Raw genomic sequence first — 5,058 nt, 5'->3', positions numbered from 1 at the left:
CGCTGGCGGTGACCGCCAGCCGTAGCGGGTGGCGGCCCAGGGTGACCGAGAGGTTGCCGGAGGTGCCGCGCATCCAGCCGAGGTCGGCGTAGCGGGCGGCTTCGGCGGCCAGGGCGGTGCCGGCGGTGTCCCGGTCGGCGACGGTCGTCGGGGTGGGTGCCGGGTCAGCCATCGGCCCGCTCGATCCGCACGTCGTCGAAGGTGGTGACGACCCGGTGGTCGCCGAAGTCGGCGTCGGCGAAGGGTTCGCCGGGGCGGGCCAGGCCCACGGTGCGCCACCCGTCGGCGGCGGCCCCGTCGAGTTCGGCGGGCACGTCGGAGAGGAACACCAGCTGTGCGGGGTCGGGGGAGCCCAGTTCGGCGCGGATGGCGGCGTAGGAGGAGGCGACGCGTTTGGGGCCGGCGTTGACCGTGTCGAAGTGGTGGTCGAACAGCTGCCGCAGGTCTCCCTCGGTGGTGTGGGAGAAGGAGGCGACCTGGCCGGCGACCGAGCCGGAGGAGAACACGGCCAGGCCCAGTCCCGCCGCCTTCCAGGCCCGCAGCCGGGGGACGACGTCGGGGAAGTAGGTGGAGACCAGCTCCCGGTGGCGGTAGCCGTGTTCCCAGATCAGGCCCTGGAGGGTCTTGAGCGGGCTGGCCTTGCGGTCGGCGTCCATCCAGGAGTGCAGGACTCCGACGACGTCCTCGGTGGAGGCGTCGGCGGGGAGCCCGGCGTCCTGCTTGGTCTCGGTGACGGCGGCGGTGACCCGGTCGTCGTCGGGGTGTTCGTCGATCCAGGGGCCCAGCCGGGGTCGGGCGTAGTCGTAGAGGACCACGTGGACCTCGCTGGTGGCGGTCAGCGTTCCCTCGATGTCCAGTACCACCCACTGGGCGGTCAGGGTGTGGGTCACGGGGTTCCCTCCTCGTCGGGGGCCGGCGCGGAACCCGGCCCGGTGTCGTCGGGGTAGTCGGCCAGGCGGGTCGGGTCGAAGGGTCCCCGGTCGGTCACCACCGTGCGCACGAACCGGGGTGGGGTGATGTCGAAGGCGGGGTAGTGGCCGCGGACCCGGGTGCTGGCGGTGCGGTGGCCCAGCGTGTACAGGACCTCGCTGCCGTCGCGGTGCTCGATGGGGACGTCGGCGCCGGTGGGTGCCGTCAGGTCGGGGGCCTGGACCTGCGCGAGGAACGGCACGGAGTAGGCGTGGGCGGCCGTGGCCAGTTGCAGGGTGCCGACCTTGTTGACGACGTGTCCGTCCCTGGTGACCCGGTCGGCGGCGGTGACCAGGTGGGTGACGTGGCCGGCGGCGATGACCGAGGCGCCCATCCCGTCGGTGATCAGCGTGGTGTCCACTCCCATCTCCGCGAGGGTCTCGGCGGTGAGGCGGGCGCCTTGGAGGTAGGGGCGGGTCTCGGTGCAGTAGTAGCGCACCCGTTTGCCGTGGCGGCCCAGGGCGGCGACGGTCTCCACCAGGTAGAGGTCGGCCCAGCAGTGGGTGAGGACCGAGGCGCCGTCGGGCAGCAGGGCGGCGGTGTGTTCGCCGAGTGCGCGGCTGCGGTCGCGGTAGCGGCGGTCGCCCGCCCGGGCTCCGGTGAGGGCGGCCTTGACCAGTGCCGACCCGGTGGGGGTTCCCGCGCGGTCCACCTCGGTCAGGACGGCGCGGACCGCCGTGGCCAGGTGGTTGTTGGTGGCGCGGGCGGCGACGATCCGCGCCCCCGCCGCGGTGAGGGCGGCCCGGGCCGAGGCGGGGTTCTGGTGGCGGGCGGCGCGGGCGGCCAGGACCATCGCCCACAGCGCGGCGAAGTAGGGGCCGGAGGACTGGGTGACCATGTCCTCGATGGCGCGGGCGACCTCCTCGACGGTGCCGCAGCGGACCCAGCGGCGCTGGAAGGGGAAGCACCGGCGGTCCAGGATCAGCACGGTGTCGCCGTCGAGGCGGACGCTGTCGGCCAGGACGGGCAGGACTTGGGGGTCGGGGACGGTGCCCGGCGGGCCGGGCTGGGGGCCGGTGGGCACCGGTGTCGCTGTCATCAGCCGCTCCTCAGCTGTATCCGGTGACCGGGGGGAACGCGCCGGTCAGCAGGTGCCGGCCGATCTCCGCCGCCTTGTACGTCACCGGGTCGTGCAGGGTGATGGTCCTGGCGTTGCGCCAGAACCGGTCCAGGCCGTACCGGTTGGCCGTGGCCCGTGCCCCGGTGAGGGCGAACACCTCGGTGGTGACCGTGTTGACGACCTCGGTGCTGACGACCTTGGCCTGGGAGATGCGCAGTGCGGCCCGGCCCCGCGCCTCGGCGTCGAGGGCCTGTCCGGCGGCGGCGGCCGCGTCGAAGGCCTCGGCGGCGGCGTCGACCAGGCAGGCGGCGGCCTCGACGCGGGCGGTGAGGGTGCCGTAGCCGGCGAGCACGTGCGGGTCGTCCACGGCGCGGTCCACCCCGGAGGCGGCCCAGGCCCGGGTGTGTTCGGTGGTGTACCCGGCGGCGGTGGTCAGGGCGCCGTGGGCGAGGGCCACGTGGAGTTGGCTGAGCAGGAGTTGGAATCCCAGGGGGGCCAGGGACTGGCGGTGCGCGGCCCCGTCGTCCTCCTCCGGTTGGGTGCCGAGGACGTCCGCGGGGTGGACGTGGACGTCGCGGAACTCCACGCCGCCGCTGGCGGAGAGGCGTTGCCCGAGGTTGTCCCAGTCGCCGAGGTAGTGGATGCCGGGGGTTTGGGCGTCGAGGACGAAGGTCAGTTTGCGGCCGCTGGTGTCCTCGGTGCCGCTGACCACCAGCCGGTCGGCGACGCTGGCTCCGGTGGCGAAGGACTTGCGGCCGGTGACCCGCCACCCGTGCTTGCTGGGGGTGAGGGTCAGGGCCGTGTCGCGGGGGTTGCTCACTCCCGCCCAGAACAGCCGGTCGCGGGCGGTGTGCCGTTCCAACCGCGCGGTGAGCTCGGGCTGGTCGAACAGGCGGGTGCGCCACAGCTGGAACCAGTGGTAGCCGAGCAGGTGGCCCACCGAGGCGTCGGCCGCGGCGATCCGCCGCAGCACCTGGTGGGCCAGCGGCCACTGGTGGCCTGCGCCGCCCGCCTCGGCCGGGACCAGCAGGGCCAGCAGGCCGGCCTCGCGCAGCAGCGCGACCTCCCGGAGGGGCTGTTCGTTGGCCCGTTCCCGCTGCACCGCGTCGGCGGCCAGGGTGCGGGCGACCTCGTCGGCGACGGCCAGCCAGTGGGTGGCGTCGCGGCCGGTGCTGGGTTGGTCCTGGCGGGTCATGCCCGGGCCTCCTCACCGTCGAGGCCGATCAGGGCGTCCAGGGCCACCGCGACCGAGGACCGGACGGCCTCGGCCACCACGGCGCGGTGCGGCGCGTAGCCGGTGGGGTCGGCGTTGTCCTGCGAGGCGTTGCCGTCGATCACCAGGGCACCGCCGGCGGTGAACCCGTGCAGGGCGGCGAAGACCAGCAGGGTGGACAGTTCCATCTCGATGGCGATCACCCGGGCGGCCTGGTAGGGGCGGACCGGGAGTTGCAGCACTCCCGGGGAGAACGCGGCCCGCGTCCAGACCAGTCCCCGGTGGTGGCGGACGTGGTGTGCGCGGGCCGCCGCGGTCAGGGCCAGCACCGCTTCCGGGGTGGCGTAGGAGGGGTACTCGGCGGGCACCAGTTGCGGGGTGACGCCGTCGTCGCGGACGGCTGCCTCGGCCACCACCAGGTCCCCGTCGCGGACCGTGTCGGTGAGCGACCCGGCGGTGCCCAGGCGGAGGTAGGTGCGCACCCCGGCGGCGGCGAGCTCGGTGAACAGGCACAGCGCGCCGGGGCCGCCGACGCCGTGGGAGGAGACGAGGAGGTCGGTGCCGCGCCAGCGGCCCCGGTAGCTGCGGTACTCCCGGTTCTGCCCGAGGAGCTGGGCGTCGTCGAGCTGGGTGGCGACGGTGTCGGCGCGAGCGGGGTCACCGACGACCAGCGCCCGGGTGGGCAGGCCCTCGCGGGGGAGCTTCGTGATGGGGAGGATGGCCGTCATCGGGTCACCGCACCTTCCACGGGGTCGCGCCGGCGCAGCCGGCTGGAGACGAACAGGGCGATCAGGGTGACGACGTGGGGGCGGCGTCGGTGGCCCGTCGCGGCAGCCCCAGGCCCCGCGACCGGACACCGAGTGGCCTCGGTGAGCTGCGAACAGCAGCGCGGCGAGGAACACCTCGACCGGCGCCGCCAGCCCCAGCACCACCGCGACCACCGCGATCCACCCCCGACCGGCGGTCATATTCTCGGTGACGAGCGTGACATTGCCCAGGGCCAGTTGCGCTCCGCAGTCCACACAGGCCGCCGCCGGCCACGCCCGCCCGGTACCGCTGCGGGTCCCCCGCCTGCCCAGGCTGGCCGGGGTCGCCCGGTTCTCTCCCCCCGGGCCACCGGCACAGCAGCACGGTGGTCACCGCCACCGTGCTGCCAGGCGAGGCAGACCGGGGGGAGTGTCCGGAGAGGACGGGTTCGAGCCGGGGGAGGTCCTCGACTGGGGGGGCAGGGTGACCCGGTCGCGGCCTCGCGGGTCGGGGTCAGCTGGGGCTGCCCTGCGCGGTCGAGGACGCTCGGCAGCAGGAACGAGGTCGCGTCGAGGGCGAGCAGGTCCGTCGCCACCACGATCACGATCGCATCGCCGCCGGGGACCATCGATCCCGACGTCACCATCCGCCAACACCAGGGAGGACGCGGCGGAGGCCGCGATGGCCAGCGCCACGCCCAGGACCCGGGTGCCCACGACGGCGCCGATCGCGACGGCGAGCGCGACCACCCCGCGCCGGGTGCGGAGCAGGCGGCGCGGGGTGCTGCCCGTCCGGGGTGCCCACGACGGTGCCGGTCGATGGTCCGGTGGGTGTGGCGGGTCAGGGTGCGGGGGAGAGGAACGCGAACCGGCCTCGGCCCCCGGCGTGTGTCACCGGAGCCACCAGCACGCCCGCGCCCTCCGCCGGTCGTGGACCGCGAGCTGGTCCCACGTCCCACTCCTCGACAGCCCTTCCGCTCACGGGGGGCCGGCCGTCGACCCCCCGGACCCAGCCGACCCCGCCCGGTGGGGGGTGTCCCTATGTGGTTGTCAAGCCGCAGCCGGGGCGG

At 74.9% G+C, this 5,058-nt stretch carries 4 protein-coding genes; all 4 read right to left on the bottom strand.

The genetic code is table 11. The features are described 5' to 3' along the window. Window positions 1–164: 164 nt before the first annotated feature. Genes mtnC through ACTIDRAF_RS0212990 form a run of 4 tightly spaced genes read right to left on the bottom strand, consistent with a single transcriptional unit; the run spans window position 165 to window position 3,970 of the window. A complete protein-coding gene (gene mtnC, locus ACTIDRAF_RS0213005; protein ID WP_016699175.1) occupies window positions 165–890 on the bottom strand; it encodes an acireductone synthase in 726 nt (241 codons plus the stop codon). Then, on the bottom strand, window positions 887–2,008 hold the full coding sequence (locus ACTIDRAF_RS0213000; RefSeq protein WP_016699174.1) for a s-methyl-5-thioribose-1-phosphate isomerase: 1,122 nt from the start codon (window positions 2,006–2,008) through the stop codon (window positions 887–889). The genes mtnC and ACTIDRAF_RS0213000 overlap by 4 nt, the downstream gene beginning before the upstream one ends. Before the next feature lie 10 nt (window positions 2,009–2,018). Further along, window positions 2,019–3,224 (bottom strand): acyl-CoA dehydrogenase family protein, encoded by a 1,206-nt coding sequence (locus ACTIDRAF_RS0212995; protein ID WP_016699173.1) that lies wholly within the window; start codon window positions 3,222–3,224, stop codon window positions 2,019–2,021. Then, the gene (locus ACTIDRAF_RS0212990; protein ID WP_016699172.1) at window positions 3,221–3,970 is read right to left on the bottom strand and encodes a nucleoside phosphorylase; all 750 of its coding nucleotides are present in this window, start codon (window positions 3,968–3,970) and stop codon (window positions 3,221–3,223) included. Before ACTIDRAF_RS0212990 ends, ACTIDRAF_RS0212995 begins: the two co-directional genes overlap by 4 nt. Window positions 3,971–5,058: the final 1,088 nt, after the last annotated feature.

This window comes from Actinoalloteichus spitiensis RMV-1378, assembly GCF_000239155.1.
GTDB classification, from domain to species: Bacteria; Actinomycetota; Actinomycetes; order Mycobacteriales; family Pseudonocardiaceae; genus Actinoalloteichus_B; species Actinoalloteichus_B spitiensis.
This window is presented reverse-complemented; position numbering and strand designations above follow the sequence as displayed.

Bases quoted from the DNA above. Each gene is read 5' to 3' on its own strand.
- ACTIDRAF_RS0213000 (WP_016699174.1), bottom strand. From the start codon at position 2,008: ATGACAGCGACACCGGTGCCCACCGGCCCCCAGCCCGGCCCGCCGGGC.
- ACTIDRAF_RS0212995 (WP_016699173.1), bottom strand. From the start codon at position 3,224: ATGACCCGCCAGGACCAACCCAGCACCGGCCGCGACGCCACCCACTGG.
- ACTIDRAF_RS0212990 (WP_016699172.1), bottom strand. From the start codon at position 3,970: ATGACGGCCATCCTCCCCATCACGAAGCTCCCCCGCGAGGGCCTGCCC.